Raw genomic sequence first — 23,859 nt, 5'->3', positions numbered from 1 at the left:
GCTCAAAAGGCCATGTCGAGCGCGACGCCGATCGTCCGCGGTTGCAGCGGAATGTTCGTCTGATAAGCCTGCGTGCCGAACGCGTCGAGGGTATAGGATCGCTGCGTCGACGCCCGTTCATTGGTCAGGTTGCGGGCGTAGACGCGGACGGTCCAATGATCGTCGAAAGTGACGGCCGCGTTGGCGTCGAGCGCCGTATAGGCGTCCGACCACAAATTATCCGGGCTGCTGGATGGCAATGACGCCAGCTTCGACGAATGCCGTACGCCCACACCGACCTTGCCCGTCGCGTCGCCGCCGATCGCAAAGCTGTAATCGGCCTGCACCGATCCGGTAAATTTGGGAACGCTGGGCAGACGCGCGCCATCGACGCCGGAGATTTCGGGGGCGTCCGCCGTCAGCTTGGCATCGGCATAAGACGCGCTGGCAACCAGTGACAGCCCCGGCGCCGGGCGCCAGGTCATCGTGCCTTCGACGCCCTTGCTGACAGCGGACGGACCATTCGCCTGCCCCGTCACACCGCCAAAAGGCTGAACGACCTGGATGTCGGTCCAATCCATATAGAAACCGGCCAGTTCGACCGACAACGCGCGGCCCAGATTGCCCTTGAAACCGACTTCGTAATTGACCAGCGTATCGGCCTTCACCTGCGGCGGGACGCCGGGGAACACAACGTTCGGACCGCCGGGACGATAACCGTTGGCGACGCGGGCATAGAGCATCGCGTCCTTGCTGATGTGGAACTGCGGGCTGACGCTATAGATGAACACATCCTCGTCCGACTTCCCGGTGAAATTCGCAACGCCGATGAACGGCCCGCTGCTGATCTGCTGGAAGTTTTGCTTGTTCTTCGCGTAACGGACGCCCCCGGACAAGGCGAACATGTCGCCGAAATAGGCGGTCGCATTGGCGAATACCGCCATTTCCTTGAAGGTCGACGGCAGGGAAACGACGGCGCCGGGGTCAAGCGCGTTCGGCGCGCCGGAGAAGTCGAATGTGCGAACCAACTGATGGTTCTCGCTCTCTTCCTTCGTATAGAAGGCACCGATCAGCCATTCGAAGCGATCGTTGCTGGGCGAGGCCAGACGGATTTCCTGCGTGAACTTCTCCAGGTCGAGCGCGACGCTGAATGGCGCGAGGCCCGCGGGCACGGCCCCGCCGGTCAGCGCCGGGAAAGCGATCCCGAAGACCAACGACGCATCCTGCACGCTGACCGTGCTCGTCTCGCTATACGTGCTGACCGATGTCAGCGTCGCGAAGCCAAGATCATAATCGAGCACCGCCGAATAATAATCGATGCTCTTGCGGAAGGGTTCGGGCAGGAATGAATTGTAGGACCAGCCATCGCCGAGCGGGACCCCCGCGGCGGTCGAGATGACGGCGTTGGTCGCATTCGCGTCGATCGTCTGCCAGATGCCGCCCAGGCGCACCGTGAAATCCTCTGTCACATTCCAGAGCAGGCTCACTCGGCCGCCTCGCTGTTCGACGTCGTTCGCGTCGTTCAGCGCGGGATTGTTGACCGAACTGACATAGCCGGGCGTTTTGCGCCACGAGAAGCTGCCGGTGATGCCAAGCTTGTCCTGAATGATCGGGGCATTGACCATCACCTGTGCGGCCCAGCCCGGATTGCCGGCCTCGTCGATCGTGAAGAGTTCACCGCCGGCCTTCACGCTGAAATCCGTCGTGCTCGGCGCGACCGTGCGATACTTCAGCAATCCACCGATCGAGCTTGCACCGTACAGCGTCCCCTGCGGTCCGCGAAGAATTTCCAGCCCCGCGATATCGTACGGCATCAAATCGAGCGAATAGGTCGCGCTGCGGGCATAAAGGCTGCTCGATCCTACCGGTGCATCATCAAGATAGATGCCGACTGCCTGAGCCGATCCGACCGGCGCGATACCGCGCAGCGAAATGATCGATGTGCCCGGCTGCGAACTGATCACCGTCATCCCGGGAACATAACCGGCATAATCGACCAGCGAACCGGCGCCCTGCTCGCGCAGCGCCTCGCCATTGACGACGGTGATCGAGATCGGAACGTCCTGGAGCGCTTCGACACGTTTTTGCGCAGTGACGACGATGACCTCGCCCTCTGCCTCGACGGCCGCTGCTTCCTGCGCCTGTGCCGGCATCGCCGCCATCAATGCGACCATGCTTCCTGCGATAAAAAGTCCCTGTTTCATCGTCTTATCCCCAGACTTGGGCCAGCAGGCGGCGGAAATTGCCACCGAGCACGGCCCGGATGTTTTCGTTGGAATAACCGCGGCGGATTAGCTCTTCGGTCAGGTCGAAAGTTTTGAGCGGATGGTCGAAACCGTCGATGTCGATCTTGTCGCGAAAGGCATAGCTGCCCTTGTAGCTACCCTTGAGCGCGGCATATTCGTCGGGCTTCATATCGTCATAGCCGTGCAGGTCGGCGTCGGATCCGATGCCGACATGGTCGATACCGACAAGCTTCGCGACATGGTCGATATGGTCGGCCATATGCCCGACATTGGTCGGGTCGGTCGTGCGCACGAACATCCGCACCCCGGTGATCCCCATCACTCCACCCTTCGCCGCGAGAGCCTTGATCGCGGCGTCGGTCTTGACGCGCGGATGATCGACCAGCGCGCGGGCGTTGCTGTGGGTGATCGCGATCGGCCCCTTCGCTATTTCGATCGCATCAAGCGTCGTCTTGTCGCCGCAGTGCGAGACGTCGACGAGCATGCGTTGTTTTTCCATTTCGGCGATGATCGCCGCGCCATAGTCGCTGACGCCGCCATCGACGCGTTCGGTGCTACCCGATCCGATGCGGTTCTGGCTGTTATAGGTAAGCTGCGCGCAGCGCAGGCCCAGGCGGCGGAACAGCGCGACGTCGGCGATCCGCTCGAAATGTTCAGCATTCTGGATGCCCATGATGACTGCGCATTTCTTGTCGGCCTTGGCGCGATCGAGGTCGGCGACGGTGTCGACGAGAGTGAAGACATGGCTATTGCGCCCGGCAAAGCCCTGCCAGCCCGCGAGGAACTCCATCGCCTGCGCCTTCGCGTCCGGACCGCCAAGGCCGTAGGCGTTGTGAAAGCCGGTGATGCCGCTCGCACGGAACTCGGCCGCTTCGGCGTCAGTCAGCCGGTGCGCGACATAATTCTCGTCCAATGTGATCTTGAGCGGCGCGAGCATGTCGATGACGAGGGACGAAGCGACCAGATCGACGGCGCGGCGCGAATAGCTTTTTCCCGGAGCCGCAGCAAAGGCATAGCTGCCCCTGGCGATCATCGGCGCGGACAATGCGGTACCGATCGCGCCCGCCAGTGCGGCACGGCGCGTCATCGGGAATGACGCCGTCATCCCATCCTCCCTTTATTAGTTTCAGTTTCGACTATTGTCCCAATCAGAAAATTGTCAACCGGTTTAGGACATAAATTTGTCATCATCCCCAAATTTCGGCGGGGCAATGGATCATTCCATCGCGATAGCTGACACCCGGATCGCGATCGCGCGCTAGGAAGGTCGGCCCGTCGAGATCGACGATGTCGCAAAGCTGGCCCACCAGATAGGATGGCGCCATCGACAGGCTGGTGCCCATCATATTGCCGACCATGACGTCGAGGCCCAGCTTCTTCGCCTGCCGTGCGATCGCCAGGCCTTCGGTCAATCCCCCGCATTTATCGAGCTTGATGTTCACGACATCGAACCGCCCGACAAGCGAGGTTGTGTCGGCGAGCGACAGCGCGCTTTCGTCGGCGACGAACGGCAGCGGGCGCTTGAGGCCGTCAAGATCGGCCTCGCGCCCGCGTTTCAGCGGCTGTTCAAGCTGTGCGACGCGCATCGAGACGAGTACTGGGAGCAATTCGGCGAGCGTTTCGATATCATAGCCCTGATTGGCATCGACCCCGATCCACGCGTGTGGCCGCGCGGTGCGGATCGCGACGACACGCGCGATATCGTCGGCCAGGTCGCCGGTAAGCTTGACCTTGACCGGTGCCTCCGGATCGATCGCAAGCGCGGCCTTAGCCATCGTCTCCGCGCGATCGGCACCGAGAGTCAGCGTCGAACGCAGCGCTCTCGGCGGGCTCAGCCCGGCAAGCTCCCAGACAGGGCGCCCCGACTGCTTGGCCTCGAGATCCCAGAATGCGCAATCGAGCGCATTACGCGCGCCGCCCGGCGGAAGAATATGTTGCAGGTCGTCGCGCGTCGCGCCGCGCTCGATCGCATCGCGGACGCGTGTCGCCTCGGCCAGCATATGCTCGATATCATCGCCGAGATAATAAACCCCCGCCCCCTCACCGCGCCCGACATGCGTGCCGTCCGAAAGTTCGGCGACCAGCAGCGCGGTTTCGGTGAAGACATGCCCCGAAATGCGGAAGGGCTGGTGATAGGGAAAACGCTCGACCCGAAGGTCGAGCGTTAATTCCCTTATGCTCTGCGTCGCCATCAATAGACCATCCCGAAGCCGTAGAGGTGGAAGACCAAAGTCACCCAAACGAGCACCAGGGCGGCGAGGATCAGCAACACCGCACCCAGCTTCATCGTCCAGCAGCGCTTGTCCTTGATGCTGAGCCACAGATGCCAACCGGCCGTGATCAGCAGGCCAAAGGCGGCAAGCGGCGTGATGACGCGCAGCAACTGGATCAGCCAGTCGAGCGGGCCACCGATGCTGCCGATATCGGCCGAGAAGGCCGCGATCAGCCCGAACCAGCCGGCGAGCGCCGCGATTGCCAGCCAGGCGAAGACGCGCGACAGGCGATAGGCGCGCAATGCCTTGCCCTGCACCGCGAACTCGGCCTTGAAATTACGCCGCACCAGCGCACGCACCGGCCAGGCAAAGGCCGTGAGAAGGATGATCGCGAAGGCAAAGATCAGCGCCGGATTGAGCAGCGCCGCATTGACGCTTGCCGGAGCGGGTTCGAAGACCATGAAGGGCGAACCGCCATCGACGCTCCAGCGCACGACACGGCCGTCCTTGACCTCGGCAGCGAGGCGCTCGTTCGTTCCGGTGTCGCGCCAGACGAACGGCTCGACCTCGACCCAATCGCGCGCACCGGCGCCAAGCCCGTCGAGCGCCGGGAGCGTGATCTTGCCATCTTCGGTCAACGAGATCGTCGTCTGCCCGAGCAGGCCGAACAGGCTCATGAAGTTGGTGAACGATCCGCGGCTGCTGATGTAGTTTCCGACCATCATCTGTGCATGTTCGGTCGCCGTCTTGGCATCGACCTGGCCAGGCTTTTCGGTACCGGGCAGATAGCGGTCGGCGAATTTGTGGAACAATGCGCTGCGCACGGCGCCCGCGTCGCCCTGTTTGCCCGCGCTGTTCATCGAGATGAAGACGCCGATGTCGGCGTCCGGGAACAGCCACAGATAACTATGGAACCAGACGGTGTCGCCGCCATGCGCGATCGCGCGGTGACCATTGACCCACTGTTCGTAGAAACCGAGCGCCATGCTGTTGAGCGGGCCGACCCCGGGCGCCTTGAAATCGTGCATCTGCTTCGCGGTCTCGGGCTTGAGCAGCCCGGCGCCGTCATTGAGATGCGCGATCATGAACTTGCCCATGTCCGCACCGCTGGCCGACAGGCTGCCTGCGGGAGCGGGAATGACCAGTTCGAACGGCTGCGCCTTTTGCGTGATGTCGGGATAACCCTTCGACATATGCGGCGCGAGATTGGCGGGGAGCGGCTGGCGGAACGACGAATGCGCCATACCCAGCGGATTAAAGATATGCTTTTCGATATAGTCGTCAAAGGGCTCGCCGCTGACACGCTCGACGATATAACCCGCGAGTGCGGTGGCATAGTTTGAATAAGCCGGCGTCGTTCCCGGCGCGAAGACGCGATCGGGCAGGGCCAGCGGCATCTGCTTCTTCAGCGTCATCACCGCCTTGGGATCGCTGCTGATCAGATAGCGCACCGATTCCTGAAAGCCCGCAGTATGCGTCATGATGTTGCGCATCGTGATCGGCTTGCCCTGATAGGCCGGAATCTTGAAATCGAGATAGGCGTTGACGTCCTTGTCGAGGTCGATCTTGCCCGCCTCGACCTGCTGCATCACCGCAGTCCAGGTAAAAAGCTTCGAGACCGATCCGGGGCGGAACAGCGTAGTCTCGGGCAGGACCGGCGCGCGTTTGGCGACGTCGGAGAAACCATAGCCCTTTTCCAGCACGACCTGATTGCCGCGTACGACGACGACGACCGCACCCGGAATGCGCCCGCGTTCGAGCGCATAAGGAAGATAGCCGTCAAGCCAGGCCTCAAGGTCTTTCGCGTCCAGCGCGACGGGCGCAGTAGCGGTCTTTGCGGCCGGAACGGCCGCGGCTTCGACTTTCTTTACGGCCGGTGCAGGCACAGGCCCCTGCGCCGCCAGCGGCAGCGCGGCAAAAGCCGCCAGCCCGATCATCGCCTTTCGGATGAAACGCATCGCTTTCCCCTTTTCATTTTCGCGGCCTGTCACATCTTGCAGCAAGCCGCGCGACCCCTTACCAAGGGACCAACATCTATTGGCCCGATACGGACATAATGATCCTGATTAGAAAATTGTCAAATATGGAATGGAAAAATTGATGGCGGATGGGGCAACCCCGCCGACGCTAGGCGCGGTGATGAAGGGTATAAGGGGCCGGAACGGCTGGACGCTCAAGGAAATGAGCGCGAAATCGGGGATCCCGGTATCGACGCTGTCGAAGGTCGAACATGACCGGCTGACGTTGAGCTATGACAAATTGCAGCAGCTAAGCCAGCGGCTGAACCTCCGCATGTCCGACCTGTTCGCCGAGGACGAAGAGGACATGACGCCGCGCGTGACGGGGCGCCGAAGCATCGGGACGATCGAGCGCGCGGCGCGCGTGACGACCGACAATTACGATTATCATTATCTCTGCACCGATTTGCGACAAAAGCGGATGATCCCGATCATCACGCGCATCCGCGCCCACAGCGCGCGCGAATTCGGCGAACTCGTCCATCATCAGGGCGAAGAGTTCATCTACGTCCTCGAAGGCCGGATCGAGGTGCACAGCGAATTCTACGACCCCGTCACGCTGGAGGTCGGCCAGGGCATCTACATCGATTCGTCGATGGGCCACGCCTATGTCGTCGCAGAGGGATTTGAGGAGGCGTTGGTGCTCGGCGTCTGTTCGAGCGCCGACGACGGGCTGATGGACAGCTTGATGAGCCTGCACGGCTGAAACCACATTCGCGGAGAAACAGATGGCATTGCGTCGGTCGTTCGCCCCTTCCCTGATGCTGCTGTGCAGTTCGATGCTGCTCTCTGCATCGGTCGCCGCGAAAACCGCGGCGCCCGCGTATGATCTGATTATCCGCGGCGGAACGATTTACGACGGATCGGGCAAGGCGCCGGTCGTCGGCGATGTCGCGATCAAGAACGACCGTATCGTCGCGGTCGGCAAAGTCGATGGAACGGCAAAGACCGAAGTCGCGGCAAAGGGCATGGCGGTCGCGCCGGGCTTCATCAACATGCTGAGCTGGGCGACCGAGTCGCTGATTGCGGACCCGAAGAGCCAGAGCGACATCCGCCAGGGCGTGACGCTGGAGGTCATGGGCGAAGGCTGGTCGATGGGTCCGGTGAACGCGACGATGAAACGCCAAGAGACCGAGCGGCAGGGCGACATCAAATTTCCGATCGAGTGGACGACGCTCGGCGAATATCTGACCTACCTCGAAAAGCGCGGCGTTTCGACCAATGTCGCGAGCTTCATCGGCGCCGCGACGGTGCGCGTCCACGAACTGGGCGAAGGCGATGTCGACCCTAATCCCGACCAACTGGCGCGAATGCGTGCGCTCGTGAAGCAGGCGATGAACGAAGGCGCGATGGGGGTCGGCAGCTCGATCATCTATGCCCCAGGCTCCTACGCCGAAACCGACGAGCTTGTCGCGCTGACGAGCGAAGCCGCGAAATGCGGCGGCATGTATATCAGCCATATGCGTTCGGAAGGCGACCGGATCGAGGAGGCCGTCGACGAGTTGATCGAAATATCGCGCCGATCGGGCGCTCCCGCCGAAATCTATCACCTCAAAATGGCCGGACGCAGCAATTGGGGCAAGCTCGACACGATCGTGAAGAAGATCGAGGACGCGCGCGCCCAAGGGCTGAAGATCACGACCGACATGTACACCTATACTGCGGGCGCGACTGGGCTCGACGCCGCGATGCCAACCTGGGTGCAGGCGGGCGGGCTGGAAGAATGGATCAAGCGGCTCAAGGACCCCGCCATCCGCGCGCGCGTTGCCGCCGAGATGAAGCAGCCGGGCAGCGACTGGGAAAATCTCTATTTCGGTGCGGGCGCCGACAAGATGATCCTGTCGGGCTTCAAGAGCGACGCGCTCAAGCCGCTGACCGGCAAGACGCTTGCCGAAGTCGCGGCAATGCGCGGAAAGCCGGCCGAGGAAGTCGCCATGGACCTCGTCGTCGAGGATGGCTCGCGCGTCGGCACCGTCTATTTCCTGATGTCCGAGGATAATGTCCGCAAGCAGATCCAGCTTCCCTGGATGAGCTTTGGATCGGACGCCGCGTCGCAGTCGACCGAGGGCGTATTCCTGAAATCGGGCGCGCACCCGCGCACCTACGGCAATTTCTCGCGCTTGCTCGGTCGCTATGTTCGTGACGAGAAGCTGATTTCGCTCGAACAGGCAGTCTACCGGCTCACCACGCTTCCCGCGACCAATCTCGGCATCAAGGATCGCGGCGCGCTCAAGCCCGGCTACTACGCCGATGTCGTCGTCTTTGACCCCGCGACGATCGGCGACCGTTCGACCTTCGAGAAGCCGCACCAATATTCGGTCGGGATGCGCGATGTGTTCGTCAATGGCGTCGCGGTTCTGAAAGATGGCGAGCATAGCGGCGCGACGCCGGGCCGTGCGGTGCGCGGTGCGGGCTGGAACCGCTGCTCCTAGACCGCCGCCAACAGGCGCTTTTGCTCGGCGGCTGATTTGAACAGAAAGTCATGCGGCAGGCCCATCCGCACGCTTGCTTTGCAATGCGGCGCTTTGCGATCGACATGGCGGTCGGCCAGCCGTCCGGCAAGCCGCAGCGCATAGCGGTCGAACCGCGTTAGATCGAACTTCGACCCCAGGTCGAGCCGCGCCCTTATATGGCCGGGCAACAGCGAAACCGACGCGCGCGCAATCGCGCGATGCAGGAAGCGCGGAACGCCCGGCGCAGCGCGGCCCGACTGGATGATATCGAGAAATTCGAAGATGATCGGATGCGGTTCGAAGCGCGGTTCCAGATCGTCCATCATCGCCATGAACGCGCCCACGGTAGGCGGCGTATGCCGTGTGCCAAACTCGCGCCCGATCGCATCGCCATCGCGCATGAAGCGGTCCTTGTCGGCATCGCTGATCCGATGGACGAAGCGATCATAGGCCATCAGAAAACCATAAGAGGCGGTCGCCGCAACCCAGTCGAGCAGCACGGGGTCGAGCGCACGATATTTGTCGCCCGCGGGCGTTTCGCCCTTCACCTTGCCGTGCAGGCGGTTGACCTGCCCAATCACCGCCTTGGCGTTGCTTGCGGGACCGTAGCAGGCGAGCATCGCGACGAGCCCGGTCCGCCGCGAGCGGCCGATCGGGTCGACCTTGTACGTCGAATGATCCCAAACCCCCGACCGGATGCGCGGCTCGGCAAATTCGAGCAGCACCGCCGCGATCCCCCCGATGCCGAGCGCAATCGGGTTTTTATAGACGCGCCACTGGACGCTATCGGGGGCGAGCAACGCGGGCTCGCCGATGGGGGCGGCGAAATCAATCGCCGTCCCCAGATATTCATCCTGCATCGGCGGACGCACCACGCTTATCGCCTCCTTCAGAAATCATAACCCAGCGTCAGGCCATAGGTTCGCGGCTGATTGGCGAAACGCACGACGACATTGGCGTTGCTGGCGACCGCCGACCAATAATATTTGTCGAACAGATTTTTCGCCCACAGCGACACGGACCAGCCGCTTTCGTCTTTTAGGCCAAGGCTGGCATTGACGGTGCCATACGCATCGACCTTGTAGAGATCGATATCCTCGAAGATGGTGTTCGACTTGCTCTGATAACGCGCGCTGACGGCTCCGGTGAGATTCAGCGTATCGCTCACCGGCGTATCATAAGCGAGCGTCAGACTGCCCTGGAACTTCGGGCTGTAAATAAACTCGGCGCCGTCGAAATTCTCGGGCTGGCCCGCCGCATTGGTGCCGTTGTAATCATTGATCCGCGTCTTGAGATACAGCGCATTGGCGGCGAGCGTCAGCCCGGTCGCCGGACGGATCGTCAATTCGCCCTCGACGCCATAAGCCTTGGAATCGGGAACATTGTCGAGCCGCGAGAGCGCGGTGTAGATCGGATCGGCGAAATAGGTGCTGATCTGTTTGTCGCCATAATCATAATAAAAGGCCGAGAGATTGGCCTGCACCAGGCGATCGGCGAGCGTCGCCTTCACGCCCACTTCATAGGCGGTCAGCTTTTCCTGCTTCACCGGCGCATTCTGGCGCGCGAGGTTCGCGGCGTTAATCGGCGTGGTGCCCGATTTATACCCGCGCGAGACCGATGCGTAGAGCAAGGTGTCGTCGTTCGGCGACCAGTCGAGCGCGACACGCCAAGCGACATTATTTTCCTTGAGCAGCGACCGCACCTCGCCAAAGGTTCCCGTCGCGGGATCGAAGGTGTTGCACTGTCCCTGCGCGATCTGCGGCGCGAGCACGCCATAAGTTTGCAGATAGAGCGCGCGGTTCACGACATTGACGTTCGGCAGCATATTGCCGTTGAAGTCGCGCGAGCAGCCATTGTAGCGCTGCTTGTCCTCGGTATAGCGCACGCCGACGGTCAGCTTCAGCTGTTCGGTCAATTCGGCATCGGCATTGGCAAAGAGGCTCCATGTCGTGGTGCGGATCCGGCCGATATCCTCATAGGTGCGGAAGGCCTGACTGAGTTGCAGCGGCGTGTATCCGGCCGAGTTGAACAGCGGGCTGGCGAGCAGCGGTGCCCCCGCAGCGCGGATCAGTCCGACATTGGCATTTTGACCAAGCAAGGTGCGGTTTGAATCGAGGATGCGGTCGTTCGCATAATAGCCCCCGACGAGCCAGTTCACGGCGCCCGTCTCGCCTTCGACATGCAATTCCTGCGCGAAGCTCTTGATCCGTCCGACGGTGTTCTGAAGCAATATCTCGAACGGGGCGCCGCTCCAATCCGACAAAGCGTTGCGCTTGAAGTCATTGTAACTGGTGAGCGAAACCAGCTTCATCGTGTCGCCAAGATCTTGATCCCAGCGCAGCTTCAGACCCCAGAAGCGGTTGTTTTCGGCGAGCGGGCCATCGAGGCCGAGCCCGGTCCCGATATCGGCCGAGCGCCCCGCTTCTGGCGCCCAGTCGGCCTGGCTCGCCTTCGTCGGGAAATTATTCGCCAGATATGTGGCGAGCCCCGGCGCATTGAAAAAGCGCGAGTTGCTCGTGCCCGTCGTCGGGTTAGTCGCGGGGGTAAAGCCGATCCCCTGCCCCGCGACGGTGTCCGACTTGTTGCGCCAATAAGTAACCGACAAATCGAAATGCGCGCCGGGCGCGGGATCGATCGCGAGCGCGCCGCGGACGCCATATTTCTCGACCTCGCCGAGCCGTTCGCCGCGGCTGTTGCTGACCTGCCAGCCCTTGTCGCTATTCTCGCTGCGGAACGCGATGCGCGCCGATATGCCTTCACCGAGCGGGCCCGAGACGAAGCCGTCGACATTATAGGTCTGGTAATTACCGAGGTCGGCCTTGATGCTGCCTTCGAAACTGTCGGTTGGCTTGGCGGTGATGAAGTTGATCAGGCCCGCGGTCGTGTTGCGGCCATAGAGCGTTCCTTGCGGGCCTTTGAGCACCTCGACGCGTTCGAGATCCATCACCGGGCCGGTGTTCATGATCGGATAGGCGTAGGCGACTTCGTCGACATATGTCCCGACGGTCGATGTCGCCGACAGGTTGATCGTGTTGAAGCCGATCCCGCGCAACGTATAGGTCGGCACGCCCTGATAGCTTTGCGAAACGGTGAAGCTCGGCGCCACCGTCGTCAGGTCGCGCATGTCGGTGACGCGCAGATTCTCCAGCGTTTTGCCGTCGACGGCCTGGATCGCCATGCCGACGTCATTCATCGATTCGGCGCGGCGCTGTGCGGTGACGATGATGTCGCCTTCGGCGGCAACCGTATCGGCAGGCGCTTCCTCGGCGGCGAACGCGGGCACCGCCAGCACGAAGCCCATCGCCGAACCTGCGGCCAGGAAAATACGCATTGCCTTCATCACTCATCCTCCCTCAAACGGCTTGCCGCCGGGCTCGTCTTTGTGCGAGCGTCATGCGAAACCGGACCGTGACAGAACAAAGGATTGCGGCCGGGCGGACAAGCTGACACCTGTGTCAGGATAACGGAGGGACGAGCGCGTGACCGATCAGAAGGCCGAATGCTGGGCGGAAATGCCCGCGCTGGTCACGGCGGTGCAGGCCGCCGGCGACGCAGTCGGCCTCCCCTATGTCGCGGCGCAGGCCGACCTCGGCGATCCCGAACCGATGAGCGACAGCGAAGGCCATCCCTACGCCGAAACCACCTTCCACTGGATCGACCCGAGCTATGCCTATTGGCGCGATCGAAAGCTGGCGCTGCAACTCGCTTTCCTGACTGCGGCCCGCCTCGTCGCCGAGCCCTTCTATTATAGCGACGGCCGCCTCGGCACTTGGCGCCCGACGCATCTGCTCGACGAGGTCGACTGCTCGCAGGCGCGCAACACCCCCAATTTCGGCGAAGCGATCATCGCGCCGGTGCATCTGCCGCGCGGGCTGGTCGGCGCCGTTTTCTGGTGCTCGCGCGAACCCGTCGGGGTCGAAACCATCTTCGCGGAACAAGCGGGGCATTTGCACAATCTGGCGGTCAGATTGGTGGCAACACATAACGAGGCGCGCGGGCGTCCTCGCAATGCTACGGTGCCGCAGACGTTGACGCGGCGTGAGGTGCAATGCCTGCGCTGGGCGGCGGCGGGAAAGACCGACGGCGAGATCGGGATCATCCTTTCGCTTTCGGTATCTACGGTGCGTTTTCACCTGCGCAACGCGGCCGGAAAGCTTGGCGCGACGGGACGCGCGCAGTCGATCCAGATAGCGGCGGGGCTCGGCTTCGTCGGCGCACGCGCGGCCTGATGCAGGTGCCAGCTTGGCCGGGCGTCGCACGAGGCCCTAAACCGGGCGCATGGACATGCTGAACGATCCGGCGCTGGCGGCTTTTCGCGAAGAGCTTCGTACCTTTCTCGCGGCACATCTGCCCGACGACATTCGCCGTGCCGCGGCGCGTGCTACGAGCGTCTTTATCGACCCCGACATCTCGCTGCCATGGCAACGCATCCTCCATGCGCGCGGTTGGGCGGCGCCCGACTGGCCGGCCGAGTTCGGTGGTCCGGGATGGAGCGAGACCGAACGCTATATTTTCGCCGCCGAATGTGCCGGGGCCGGGGCGCCTAACCTTGCGCCGATGGGGCTCAAGATGGTCGCGCCGGTGATCATGCATTACGGCAGCCCCGAACAGCGCGCGCATTATCTGCCGCGCATCCTTTCGGGCGAGGACTATTGGTGCCAGGGCTTCTCGGAACCCGGCGCTGGGTCAGACCTCGCAGCGCTGCAACTGCGCGCAACACGCGATGGCGATGACTATATTCTGAGCGGCTCCAAAATCTGGACCACCCACGCGCATTTCGCGAACCGCATGTTCGCACTGGTGCGCACGTCGAACGAGGGTAAGCCGCAGGCGGGGATCAGCTTCCTGCTACTCGACATGGGTTTGCCCGGCATCACCGTCGAGCCGATCCGCACGCTAGCCGGCGACCACGAATTTAATCAGGTCTTTTTCGACAAAGTCCGCGTGCCGCAGGCGAACCGGCTCGGCGGCGAAAATGAGGGTTGGTCGGTCGCGAAGCATCTGCTCACCTTCGAACGCGGCGGCAAATATGCGCCGGGATTGATCGGGCGGCTCGAACGCCTGCGCGCGCGCGACGACATCGACCCGGTGCTGCGCGCGCAGCTCGACCGCGAGTCGGTAACGCTGAAGGCGCTACAGGCGCTTGAGATGAAGGCAATGCGCGGCGTCGACGGCAGCGCCGCGCTTTACGCATCGGCGCTGAAAATTCTCGGCACCGAGACCGCGCAGCGTATCGACACGCTGGCATGCGAGGTTGCGGGCCATGCCGCATGGGCCGACGCCGACGGGCAGACGCCGGCAGAGCTGGCGGTCGCGGTGCCGCGTTATCTCAACGACCGCGCGGCAACCATCTATGCCGGGTCGAACGAAATTCAGCGCGACCTGATCGCGCGTCAGTTGCTCGGCTAAGCCGCCGCCCCAGCCAAGCGCTCGAAGTGACCGGCACGCGGGCCGAATGCCGCCGCGATTGCAAGCGCGCGCTTGAAATGGCCGCCGAGGCTCAGTTCCTCGGTCAGCCCCATTGCGCCGTGGATCTGGACTGCGCTCTCGCCCACGATGCGGACCGCGTCGCCGACCTCGATGCACGCCGCGCTGACCGCCTGCGCGCGGTCGGAGCGATCCCGATCGACAGCAAGGATCGCTTCCTCGGTCAGCGCCGCAGCCTTCATCGCCGCGAGTTGCATATCGGCGGCGCGGTGGCGTAGCGACTGGAATCGGCCAATCGCAGTGCCGAACTGCTTGCGCTGGCCGAGATAGTCTATGCTGTCCGCGATCATCCGCTGCATCAGCCCAACGGCCTCAGCGCAGCGGCCGGCGAGGATCAGGTCGTTCGCATAGTCGGCCCACGCGCGCGCGCCCTCACCACTCGCCAGCAGCCTGACGTCGCCCGGCTTGAGCGTGAAGGCGAGGTCGGCGGAGACACTGCCGTCGTGCATGATGCGATGTCGCTGCTCAACCTTGTTACCATCCGCGGAAATGAGCAGCAGCGCCTCGTCGCTTGCGAGGAGGAGAAAGTCGGCTTCGGCCGCGCCCGCAACCAGTGCCGCGCTGCCACGGACCAGCTCGCCATCGACGACCGGCATCGCCGCTGTCGAGGCTGTGCAGACGACCGCGATCCGGCGGCTACCCGCCGCGAGTTCAACCAGTGCCGGATGGTCGGGTACGACGCCCGCCAGCAGCACGATTGCCGCGACGTGCGAAAGCCAGTCGGCGCCCGCAAGCGCCGGCCCCAATTCGGCCATCACGACAGCAATATCGATCGGGCCCCCGCCAAATCCTCCAACGCTTTCTGGCAGAGCGATACCGGCAAGGCCAAGCGATTCACAGAGTTCGCGCCAGCCGGGACGGGAATGATCGGCTAGGAAACGCTGGACGCTGCCCCGCAGCATCCGCTGCTCGTCCGAAAGCGGCAGGTCGAGTTCGGCCATGTCAGATCGCCGGCCCAGCGGTGTATATATGCGTCATTTGCTCTCCCACATCTTTCCTGCAACCTACCGTTCCGCAGGTCTAGCTGATTGGCGTAACAGGTTGGCCGGGGCGATCGGAGCGCGCCATATACTTAGCAATAAAACTATTGCATGGGGCGGCATGAATAGCGCGGGACGAGTCGAGAGAAACAGACAGACCGGGAGGATCGGATGAATCCGATCTGGCTTCCTGCCGCGCTGTTTGGCGGCCTTTTCCAGGCGTGGCGCACCGCGTTGCAGCAGCGCCTGCGCGCCGAACTCAGCATTAGCGGCGCTGGGCTGGTGCGCTATCTTTATGGCCTGCCCTTTGCCTTCATTTTCGCTGCCGTCTGGCTGACGATCCGGAGTGAAGCGGTTCCGGCGCTCGGGACCGCCTTCGCCGGTTTCGCGGTCGCCGGGGCGATCACACAAATGGCGGGCACGATCCTGCTCATCATGGCGTTCGGGCATCGCGGTTTCGTTGTCGGCACCGCCTTTTCAAAGACCGAAGCCGTACAGGCCGCGCTCGTCACCGCGCTATTTCTAGGCGAGCGGCTACCGCTGCTCGCATGGATCGGGATCGTCGCTGGAGTCGCTGGAGTGCTGGTGCTCGCGCTCGCCGGGCGCGGGGTTTCCGGGCGCGAAATATGGCGTGCGCTGGGTCAACCCGCTGCGCTCTGTGGCCTCGGTGCCGGGTCGATGTTCGCGCTTGCCGCAATCGCGGTGAAGCTTGCGACCGCCGAACTCAGCAGCGTCGACCTGATCGGCTCGGCGCTCGTCACGCTCGTCGTCGTGATGGCGATCCAGACCGGACTTCACATGTTCTGGGTTGTACTGCGTGACCGCGACACGCTGCGTGCCGTATTCCGGACCTGGCACAATTCGAGCCAGGTCGGGCTACTGTCGGCGCTCGGTTCGGCCTGCTGGTACATCGGCTTTGCCGCAGCGCCCGCGGCGCTGGTGCGGATTGTCGGGCAGGTCGAGGTCGTTTTCACGATCGGCTTTGCACATTTCTATCTGCGCGAGCCGGTGCGGTGGCATGAAATTGTCGGATTGCTGCTCGTTGTCGGCGGCGTGGTTATGGCGCTGCTGGCAACATTTTAGAATGCCGGCGCCTTGCTAACCATCGCCGGAAGTGGGCGGCCCATAACACCCGTCAACCAGCCGGCGGCCTCGACAACTTGTGGCAGCGCGATGCCCGTTTCGATTCCGCTCTTTTCGAGCATATAGATCACATCCTCTGTCGCTACATTACCCGCGGCGCCAGGCGCGAAGGGGCAACCGCCGAGTCCGCCGAGCGACGCATCGACCGTTGCCGCCCCTTCCTCCACCGCTGCCCACACATTCGCAATGCCGGTCCCGCGCGTATTGTGGAAATGGACCCGCACGGGCAGATCGCCTATCGCTTCGCCGACGCGGCCCACCATCTCCGACACTTGCGCCGGAATGCCGACGCCGATCGTATCGGCAAGTGCAATTTCGCGCGGATCCGCATCAGCGGCGCGCTTCGCCATTTCGACGACACGGTCGATCGCCACCCTACCCTCGAACGGACAGCCAAAGGCCGTGGCGATGGTGATCTGCGCGTTGCGCCCGCTCTCTTTCGCCAGCCCGACGATTTCCATTGCGGCGTTCAGCGATTCATCCGAGCTTTGGCCCTGATTGCGAATGCCGAAGCTGTCGCTCGTCACGCACACCGCCCCCAGTTCGTCGATGCGCCCGGTCGCAAGCGCACGCTCGGCACCGCGGCGATTGAGGACTAGGCCGATGTAGGTCACATCGTCGCGCTCTGGCAGCATCGTCACCAGTTCCTCGGCATCGGCGAGCTGCGGAACCTTCTTGGGATTGACGAAGCTTGTCACTTCGATCCGCCGCACGCCATAATCGATCGCGCGGCGGATCAGCACCAGCTTGTCGGCGGTCGATACGATCGTCGATTCATTCTGCAATCCGTCGCGCGGACCCACCTCGACCAATTCTACGGCATTGTTTTTCAACATCTTGCGTCCCGATTATCCCGAGTCATTTAGCAGGTTGAAAATTACATAGCATTCTAAGTATACAATGGCCATGGGCGAAGCAGGTCGTCTTACCAGAGTCGGCCGCGAAAGGAATGATTATGAGCGAGACAGGCAGCGGGGGAGCGCTGGAAGGCATTAGGGTGGTCGAGATGGGGCAGCTGATCGCGGGCCCCTTTTGCGGCCAGCTCCTCGGCGACATGGGCGCCGAAATCGTCAAGCTCGAACCGCCGGTGACCGGCGACCAGATGCGCAACTGGGGCCAGGGCGACAAACCGAGTTGGTGGCGCGTGATCGCGCGGAATAAATATTCGGTCGCGGTCGATCTGCGCTCGGAAGAAGGTCAGGCGCTCGCGCGCGAGCTGATCGCGAAGGCCGACATCCTCATCGAGAATTTCCGCCCCGGCACGCTCGAGAAATGGAATCTCGACCCCGCCGAGCTGCGCAAGACCAACCCCGGGCTGATCGTCGTGCGCGTGTCGGGTTACGGCCAGACGGGCCCTTACTCTGCTCGCGCGGGCTTCGGCGGCATTGGTGAAGCGATGGGAGGATGGCGCGGTATCGTTGGCTATCCCGACCTGCCGCCAGCGCGCATGGGCGTCTCGATCGGCGACACGCTCGCAGCCACTTACGGGTGCATGGGGGCGCTCGCCGCACTCCACCACCGCAGCAAGACGGGCGAGGGCCAGATTGTCGACTCTGCGCTGTACGAAGCTGTGCTGCAGGTGATGGAATCGACCGTGTCCGACTATTCGACCAGTGGTACCAAGCGCCGCCGTACCGGGTCGACGCTTCCGGCTATCGCGCCGTCGAACGTCTATCCGTGCAAGGATGGCGAATATCTGATCGGTGCCAACCAGGATGGCGTCTTTGCACGCCTCGCCGCCGCAATGGGGCGCCCCGAACTCGCCAGCGACGAGCGTTATGCGACGCACCGCGCGCGCGGCGCGCGGCAGGAGGAACTCGACGCTCTGATCGGCGAGTGGACCGCGACGCTAACGATCGAAGAACTCGAAGCGAAGATGGTCGACGCCGGCGTGCCCGCAGGCCGCGTCTATGACTCCGAGGACATGCTTGCCGATCCGCATTTCGCGGCGCGGGAGGCGCTGGTGACAGTCGCCGACGAAGAGTTGGGCGAAGTGACGATGCAGGGCGTCTTCCCCAAATTGTCGGCAACTCCGGGCAGCGTCCGTCGCCCTGCTCCTCTGACGGTCGGACAGGATGGCACAGATGTTCTGAAACGCTGGCTGGGACGGGAGGTTTGACGCGATGATCACCCTCTATGGCGGCCCGACCCCCAATGCGCGCAAAATCGCGATCGCGCTGCTCGAAATGGGCCTCGAATGGCGGCTCGAATATATCGACATCCTCGCGGGCGATCAGCTCACGCCGGAATTTCTCGCGCTCAACCCGAACAACAAGACTCCTGTGATCGTCGACGAGCATGGCCCAAATGGCGTGCCTTTTACGCTCTGGGAAACAGGCGCGATCCTTCTCTATCTCGCGGAAAAGACCGGGTGCTTCATGCCTACCGATCCGGTGAAGCGTGCGATCTGCTGGCAATGGCTGATGTTCCAGGTGTCGGGCGTCGGCCCTATGTTCGGACAGGAAGCGCATTTTACCCATTATGCCAAGGATCGGCACGAATATGCGATCGGGCGATACAGCCGCGAGGTCGACCGGCTGATGATGGTAATCGACAAGCGCCTCGGCGAAACCGAGTGGCTGGCGGGCGAAGATTACACGATCGCCGATATGGCAACCCTGCCCTATCTTCGCCGCCAGCTCATCGAAAAGGCCGGGCGTTTCCCCAATGTCGACCGCTGGGGGGCGGCGATGCTTGCACGCCCCGCGGTTGCTGAGGGGATGAAAGCAGGCGTCGCGCGCGCCGAGACAATCGAAGGCGGATTGACGGGCTTCACCGACGAACATCGCGCGATCCTGTGGGGCGACCGCCAGCACGCGAAGCGCTAAGACCGGCGGCAAAGTGGGCTGTCGTTGCCCTCTTTGGACATCCCCGGCTGGATCCGGGATCGGAACGGCGCAAGGACCGCGCAATATTTCAAAGTTCAGGAAAGTTCAGTCCGATGAGCGCGCCGATTTGAAAGTCGCGGGGTGCTGGATGTGCGCGGCACGTCCGATCGTGGTCGTACCCGTAAGCCAGGCAGCGACCACCTTTTTGTTCACCGAATGAAAGAGCCGGATGAAGGCTGGCACAGCCGGATAATGTAGGAAAGACCTAATTTGAAGGCGATGTCTGTTTTGGGGTGGTGAGCTGACATTCCGTCACCCACTTCCGTCATCCCGGGCTTGACCCGGGATCCCGCTTTTTGACGCATTCGCTGGCTTGGACCTCAAGCGGGACCCCGGATCAAGTCCGGGGTGACGAAGTGTAGTATCCTCCCTGTCGCGCAGCGATGGGGAGGTGGCAGCGCGCAGCGCTGACGGAGGGGCTTCTAGCGCGATGTCGCGGCCCCTCCACCACCGCTTCGCGGCGGTCCCCCTCCCCACGGCTGCGCCGCAGGGAGGCACTTAAGGTCTGCAACCGGTCGCTTTGAGCTCCGCCCTTTCTCCGTTCGTGTCGAGCGAAGTCGAGACACCCATCGACGAAACGCCCAGCCCGATGGGCATCTCGACTGCGCTCGATGCGAACGGTTTAGATTGGGTGGAGTGTCCGCAATCGGTCGAAAGCTGCCAGAACCTCGCACGACAAAAACCGCCTTCCTACTAAATCCAGCGATGATCTACCCTTATGGAGACCGCATCGATCGTCCCGCAGAGCGCCCCTCCGCCGTCCACCACCTGTTAAGGCCGTTTCCCGCCTTTCGTCATCTCGGGCTTGGCCTCAATCGCCCCTCACCGCTGCGTGGTTCGCGTTGCCGAACATGTTCGACCATTCCTTGTCGTCCAGCTTTTGGTGTCGCCCGACATATTTGGCCGGGGCCTTCAGATCCTCGCGCGCCATGGCGCGAGCAACTGCCGGGCGTTCGCGGATCCGTTCGAACCAGCCATGCATAGCAGGCCATTCGTCGAGCCCCATGCCCATCACGAATGCCGACGCGCGGCCGGGCCAGATCGCCATGTCGGCGATGCTATAATCGTCGCCCGCAACATAGGCGCTCTTCTCAAGCCGCTTTTCCAGCACGGTGAGCAGGCGCGTGAGCTCTTTCGTATAGCGCTCGACAGCATAATCCTGCCCGGCCGGCGCATAGCGGAGGAAATGGCTCGCCTGGCCGCCCATCGGCCCCAGCCCCGCAACCTGCCAGGTCAGCCACGACAGGGTAGCGGCGCGCGCGGCACCCGACGTGTGCAGAAAACGCCCGCTCTTTTCGGCCAGATATTGAAGAATGGCGCCGGACTCGAAGACGGCGACCGGGACTCCGCCCTCCATCGGCGCATCGTCAACGATGGCTGGCAGCTTGTGGTTCGGGTTGATGCGTCCGAACTCCGCCGTCAACTGGTCACCCTCGAAGATGTCATAAGCGATGACGCGATAGGGCTCGCCAATTTCCTCGAGCATGATTGCGATCTTTTGCCCGTTCGGAGTCGCGGAATAATGGAGATCGATCATCTCAAAGCACCTCATGGATGACATGGCGGACGCCAAAATCAGTGCGCTCGCCCACCCCGACCGCGAGCACACCGTTGAGCCAGCCATATTTCGCGCTCGCGGTTTCGAACACCGGTGCGATTCGCAGATAATAGCGCGACGGATCAGCGTCGGGGACGGCGGGATCGACGAAGGTCGCGCGCACCTCGTCGGGAATGATGTTGCGACCGGTGTAGCTCAGATAGATGAGGTCGCCGTCGTCGGCCTGCCACACCGCGCGGGCGTCGAAGGTACCGACCGATGCGCTGTCGCCGAGCCGCCCGCTGCGCGACCAGTTCCCGCCACCGGGCAGCACTATACCGTTGATACGTGGGCCGAAAAATCTCCCCCCGCTGATGTAGCCGAGTCGCTGGTCGCCGAAAGGCGACGCGCCGATCCCGATGATCCCGCCCCCGACCTCGAACTCGACAGTGCACAGATAACGCGTCGCCAGCGACACCGGCGCGCTTTGCGGATTTTCTTCGTTCATGATGCGAATCCTCTTCCAGCCTATGGACAAGCATAAAACCATTAGTATACTAAGGGTCAATCAGATTGACGGATCGGAAGCCATTCCGGGACCGCAACAACAAGCTCTATGGGAGGGTGAAGATGAAGGCGCATAACCAGTTCCTGCTGTCCGGCGTTGCCGCGATCGCGATGCTTGCCAATGCCGCACCGGCAATGGCGCAGGCCGCCCCAGCCGACACGGCGGGTGTCGACGACAGCAATAGCAACGAAATCATCGTCACTGCCCAAAAGCGCGAGCAGAATCTGCAGAATGTGCCGATTTCGATGGAAGTCGTCAGCGGCGCCAAGCTCGCCGAATTCAACACCAGCGATATCAAGGCGGTGATGAATTACACGCCGAACGTCTTCGTCCAGTCGACTGCGGGCAACGACGTTATCTATATCCGTGGTTTCGGTTCGCCGCCGGCGAACTTCGCGTTCGACCAGTCGGTCTCGCTCTATGTCGACGGCATCTATGCCGGCCGCAACCGTCAGGCGCAGGCGCCCTTTTTCGACCTCGCACGCGTCGAAGTGCTGCGCGGACCGCAGGGCGCGCTCTTCGGCAAGAACACCGCGGCGGGTGCGGTCAGCGTCGTGTCGGCGGGGCCGACGAAGGAGTTCGAAGGCGCGATCACCGGCCTTTACAACTTCGACCATAAGGGCACCGATTTCTCGGGCTATCTGTCGGGACCGATCACCGACACGCTGGGCGCGCGCTTTGCGTACAAGATCGTCAATCAGGACGGCTATATCTATAACCGCGCCACCGATCACGACGATCCCGAAATCAAGTCGCAGTTGCTGCGCCTCACTGTGAAGTGGGAACCGTCGGCCAATTTCGATTACACCGCGAAGGTCGAGTACGGAAATCGTGAAGTCATCGGCGGCATAACCGTGTCGAGCCCGCTGACCAGCGGTCAGGACCCGCAGACCACGCGTTATCTCGAGCGCTCGGCGCTCGGCGACGAAGGCAACGACAACAAGTCGGTGATGATCTCGGGCGTCGGCAACCTCGCGCTCGGCGACTTCACGCTGACGTCGGTCACCGGATATAGCTGGTTCAAGTCGAAGATCGTCAACGGGTTTGACCAGACGATCCCGAACAGCGGCGGCGCGTTCGTTCCGAACTCGGTATATAACGCCTTCCCCGAACGCTTTGACCAGATTTCGCAGGAAATTCGCATCCTGTCGCCCACGGGCAAGACCTTCGAGTTCATCGCGGGCGCCTATTATGACAAGTCGGATTACACACTGGAGCAGTTTCAGGGCTTCAACATCGCCAGCCTGAACTATTTCGGCCGCATCGACAGTCTGTTCCGGCAGAAGGCCGAATCCTGGTCGGTGTTCGGCCAGGCGACGTTCAACATCAGCGATGCGTTCCGCGCCATCGGCAGCCTGCGTTACAGTCACACCAAGAAGGACGGCGATTTCGCGTCGCGACTGGTCTATGGCCCCTTTGCACTTCGTCCGATTTCGAGCGCGACGGGCTCGATCAGCGAAGGCAATGTCGATCCCTCGGTGACGCTGCAATATGATATCGCGCCGCGCATCATGGTCTATGCGACGTGGGGTCGCGGTTCGAAGTCGGGTGGCTTCGTCTCAAACACGCTCGGTACGACAAGCGCGACATTCACCTTTGAGCCCGAACGGTCGGAGAACTTCGAGGCCGGCATCAAGTCGACGCTGTTCGACGGCAAAGTCGTCGCGAACCTCTCAGCCTATCACACGAAGTTCAAGGACCTACAGGTTTCCGTGTATCAGCCCGCAATCTCGAGCTATCTGACCGGGAATGCCGCCGCAGCAACGTCGAAGGGTCTCGAAGGGTCGCTCAGCATCTTCCCGATCCCCAATTTCGATATCAGCGCGTCGGCCGCCTATTCGGATATCAAATATGACAATTATCCCGGCGCCGCCTGCCTCGCCAGCCAGCCGTTGTCGGTTTGCAATCCCGCACAGACCGATCGGACGCAACCGAACCACGTCGCGAACAATAATCTGGCTGGTTATCCCGTCGCTTACTCGTCGAAATACACCGGCAGCGTCACGGCGCACGCTCGGTTCGACCTGTCGAGCGATCTGAAATTCGACATCACCGGTGTCGCATCGGCGCGGTCGAAATATTTCAACTCGGACAATCAGAGCCCGATCTTCGGCGTCCAGCGCGGCTATGCGAAGCTCGACCTTCGCGTCCAGCTTGCTGACCAGGATGACAGCTGGCACGTCGCGCTCGTCGGCAAGAATCTGACGAACGAAAAGACGATCGGCAGCGCCTTCAACCTGCCTTCGCCGATCACCGCGACACCGCGCGCGATCCTTTACCTCGAACCCACGCGCAACATTTCGGTCGAGGCCGGGATCAAGTTCTAGGTTCGAACCCGATGTCCCAG

The 23,859-nt window shown here is 62.4% G+C and carries 18 protein-coding genes; 8 read left to right on the top strand and 10 right to left on the bottom strand.

Features of this window, described 5'->3' with window-relative positions; all coding sequences use genetic code 11:
• Positions 1-2: 2 nt before the first annotated feature.
• The 4 genes from KEC45_RS05130 to KEC45_RS05115 form a co-directional block, all read right to left on the bottom strand.
• The gene (locus KEC45_RS05130; RefSeq protein WP_252171598.1) at positions 3-2,183 is read right to left on the bottom strand and encodes a TonB-dependent receptor; all 2,181 of its coding nucleotides are present in this window, start codon (positions 2,181-2,183) and stop codon (positions 3-5) included.
• Between the two features lie 4 nt (positions 2,184-2,187).
• Positions 2,188-3,330: a dipeptidase gene (locus KEC45_RS05125; RefSeq protein ID WP_252171597.1), complete on the bottom strand. Its 1,143-nt coding sequence runs from the start codon at positions 3,328-3,330 to the stop codon at positions 2,188-2,190.
• A gap of 82 nt (positions 3,331-3,412) precedes the next feature.
• Positions 3,413-4,417 (bottom strand): dipeptide epimerase, encoded by a 1,005-nt coding sequence (locus KEC45_RS05120; RefSeq protein WP_062182262.1) that lies wholly within the window; start codon positions 4,415-4,417, stop codon positions 3,413-3,415.
• Positions 4,417-6,396: a serine hydrolase gene (locus KEC45_RS05115; protein ID WP_062184119.1), complete on the bottom strand. Its 1,980-nt coding sequence runs from the start codon at positions 6,394-6,396 to the stop codon at positions 4,417-4,419. Before KEC45_RS05115 ends, KEC45_RS05120 begins: the two co-directional genes overlap by 1 nt.
• Before the next feature lie 142 nt (positions 6,397-6,538).
• On the opposite strand from KEC45_RS05115, the gene KEC45_RS05110 reads away from it, so the two are divergent.
• Entirely contained in the window at positions 6,539-7,162 is a 624-nt protein-coding gene (locus KEC45_RS05110) for a helix-turn-helix domain-containing protein (RefSeq protein ID WP_062184122.1), read from the top strand.
• Positions 7,163-7,184: 22 nt separating this feature from the next.
• Positions 7,185-8,888 carry an amidohydrolase family protein gene (locus KEC45_RS05105; protein WP_083435832.1) on the top strand — a complete coding sequence of 568 codons (1,704 nt, stop codon included), beginning with the start codon at positions 7,185-7,187 and terminating at the stop codon, positions 8,886-8,888.
• Here KEC45_RS05105 and KEC45_RS05100 read toward each other — a convergent pair.
• Positions 8,885-9,784: an oxygenase MpaB family protein gene (locus tag KEC45_RS05100; protein ID WP_238586683.1), complete on the bottom strand. Its 900-nt coding sequence runs from the start codon at positions 9,782-9,784 to the stop codon at positions 8,885-8,887. The genes KEC45_RS05105 and KEC45_RS05100 overlap by 4 nt on opposite strands.
• A gap of 14 nt (positions 9,785-9,798) precedes the next feature.
• Positions 9,799-12,249 carry a TonB-dependent receptor gene (locus tag KEC45_RS05095; protein WP_252171596.1) on the bottom strand — a complete coding sequence of 817 codons (2,451 nt, stop codon included), beginning with the start codon at positions 12,247-12,249 and terminating at the stop codon, positions 9,799-9,801.
• Between the two features lie 139 nt (positions 12,250-12,388).
• Between KEC45_RS05095 and KEC45_RS05090 the strand changes: the two genes are divergently transcribed.
• Both KEC45_RS05090 and KEC45_RS05085 read left to right on the top strand, forming a co-directional pair.
• Complete coding sequence (locus KEC45_RS05090; RefSeq protein ID WP_062182271.1) at positions 12,389-13,138, top strand: helix-turn-helix transcriptional regulator; 750 nt, start codon at positions 12,389-12,391, stop codon at positions 13,136-13,138.
• 49 nt (positions 13,139-13,187) lie between these two features.
• Positions 13,188-14,318, top strand: a complete 1,131-nt coding sequence (locus KEC45_RS05085; protein ID WP_252171595.1) for an acyl-CoA dehydrogenase family protein — start codon at positions 13,188-13,190, stop codon at positions 14,316-14,318.
• On the opposite strand, the gene KEC45_RS05080 is transcribed toward KEC45_RS05085, so the two are convergent.
• Entirely contained in the window at positions 14,315-15,337 is a 1,023-nt protein-coding gene (locus KEC45_RS05080; RefSeq protein WP_252171594.1) for an acyl-CoA dehydrogenase family protein, read from the bottom strand. The genes KEC45_RS05085 and KEC45_RS05080 overlap by 4 nt on opposite strands.
• A gap of 210 nt (positions 15,338-15,547) precedes the next feature.
• On the opposite strand from KEC45_RS05080, the gene KEC45_RS05075 reads away from it, so the two are divergent.
• Positions 15,548-16,459: an EamA family transporter gene (locus tag KEC45_RS05075; protein WP_252171593.1), complete on the top strand. Its 912-nt coding sequence runs from the start codon at positions 15,548-15,550 to the stop codon at positions 16,457-16,459.
• Here the strand turns inward: KEC45_RS05075 and KEC45_RS05070 are convergent.
• Positions 16,456-17,355: a hydroxymethylglutaryl-CoA lyase gene (locus KEC45_RS05070; RefSeq protein ID WP_062182285.1), complete on the bottom strand. Its 900-nt coding sequence runs from the start codon at positions 17,353-17,355 to the stop codon at positions 16,456-16,458. The genes KEC45_RS05075 and KEC45_RS05070 overlap by 4 nt on opposite strands.
• A gap of 113 nt (positions 17,356-17,468) precedes the next feature.
• On the opposite strand from KEC45_RS05070, the gene KEC45_RS05065 reads away from it, so the two are divergent.
• Together KEC45_RS05065 and KEC45_RS05060 are read left to right on the top strand one after the other, a co-directional pair.
• Positions 17,469-18,638, top strand: a complete 1,170-nt coding sequence (locus tag KEC45_RS05065; protein WP_238586684.1) for a CaiB/BaiF CoA-transferase family protein — start codon at positions 17,469-17,471, stop codon at positions 18,636-18,638.
• 4 nt (positions 18,639-18,642) lie between these two features.
• Positions 18,643-19,347: a glutathione S-transferase family protein gene (locus tag KEC45_RS05060; RefSeq protein ID WP_062182288.1), complete on the top strand. Its 705-nt coding sequence runs from the start codon at positions 18,643-18,645 to the stop codon at positions 19,345-19,347.
• Positions 19,348-20,218: 871 nt separating this feature from the next.
• On the opposite strand, the gene KEC45_RS05055 is transcribed toward KEC45_RS05060, so the two are convergent.
• Complete coding sequence (locus KEC45_RS05055) at positions 20,219-20,944, bottom strand: glutathione binding-like protein (RefSeq protein WP_062182291.1); 726 nt, start codon at positions 20,942-20,944, stop codon at positions 20,219-20,221.
• A gap of 1 nt (position 20,945) precedes the next feature.
• Positions 20,946-21,452, bottom strand: a complete 507-nt coding sequence (locus tag KEC45_RS05050) for a DUF3237 domain-containing protein (protein ID WP_062182295.1) — start codon at positions 21,450-21,452, stop codon at positions 20,946-20,948.
• A 122-nt stretch (positions 21,453-21,574) separates the two neighbouring features.
• Between KEC45_RS05050 and KEC45_RS05045 the strand changes: the two genes are divergently transcribed.
• Entirely contained in the window at positions 21,575-23,839 is a 2,265-nt protein-coding gene (locus KEC45_RS05045; protein WP_152682389.1) for a TonB-dependent receptor, read from the top strand.
• The last annotated feature ends 20 nt before the right edge of the window (positions 23,840-23,859 follow it).

It is taken from the genome of Sphingopyxis sp. USTB-05 (assembly GCF_023822045.1).
In the GTDB taxonomy this organism is placed as follows: Bacteria; Pseudomonadota; Alphaproteobacteria; order Sphingomonadales; family Sphingomonadaceae; genus Sphingopyxis.
This window is presented reverse-complemented; position numbering and strand designations above follow the sequence as displayed.